A 953-nucleotide genomic window follows, 5' to 3' on the forward strand; every position below is an offset into this window, starting at 1 on the left:
GTCACCGTGACCGTCATGACCCGTGCGAATTTTCTGCGTGCCGGAGCTCCAGGTGGTGAACCGTGCCGTCCTTCGCTCCGCGGGAGGGTAGCGTCAGCGGCGGCGCGGCTGACTAGGGCGTTCCCGGGCTCGTGACCGCAGGCAATCGGTCGGATCTCTGAGGCGCAGGTGTGGCAGACGGAAATGGTGGGGTGTGTGGGCGCGCGTTTCGAGGAGATCGACTGGCGTCAGACGGCCAAGGGCGCCATCAGCCTGCGACGCCGACGAGACCCGGCTTCGGGAATCGAGGTGTACGAGGTCAAGCTCGACGATGACTTCCTCATGTCCAGTCAGTTCACGGCCGGCGAGATCGCGCTGGCCCGGCTCGGTCTGGAGCCGCTGCCGGACACCGACCTCGACGTGATCGTGGGTGGGCTGGGTCTCGGGTACACCGCCCATACCGTGCTGGAAGACTCGCGTGTGCGTTCACTCACCGTCGTGGAAGCACTCGATGAAGTGATCGGATGGCACCAACGACATCTGGTACCCCTGGGCGCGAACCTGACGTCCGATCCTCGTTGCCGCCTCCTCCGCGCGGACTTCTTCTCCCTCACCGCCGATCCCCACGGCTTCGATCCCAGCATCCAGGGACGCCGCACCCACGCCATCATCGTCGATATCGATCACTCGCCGCGGCACGTACTCGACCCCGCCCATGCCCCCTTCTACGAGCCCGATGGCCTGCGCGAGCTCACCGGTCGGCTTCACCCAGGCGGTGTGTTTGCCCTGTGGTCCAACGACCCGCCGGACGAACACTTCAACGCCGTACTCGCCCAGGTCTTCCACGAGTCACAAGCACGTGTCGTCGAATTTCACAGCCCTCTTCAGGAGCGGACCGTGACCAACACGGTCTACGTCGCGAGGACACAACCAGCCCAGGCGTAACGCTGGCCAACCGATCTGCGGCATGAGCG

The 953-nt window shown here is 65.3% G+C and carries 1 protein-coding gene; it reads left to right on the forward strand.

Features of this window, described 5'->3' with window-relative positions; translation table 11 throughout:
* Positions 1–195: 195 nt before the first annotated feature.
* Positions 196–924 carry a spermidine synthase family protein gene (locus E1300_RS49610; RefSeq protein WP_131764168.1) on the forward strand — a complete coding sequence of 243 codons (729 nt, stop codon included), beginning with the start codon at positions 196–198 and terminating at the stop codon, positions 922–924.
* Positions 925–953 lie beyond the last annotated feature (29 nt).

Origin of the sequence: Actinomadura fibrosa (assembly GCF_900659615.1) — a bacterium.
Classification (GTDB): Bacteria; Actinomycetota; Actinomycetes; order Streptosporangiales; family Streptosporangiaceae; genus Spirillospora; species Spirillospora fibrosa.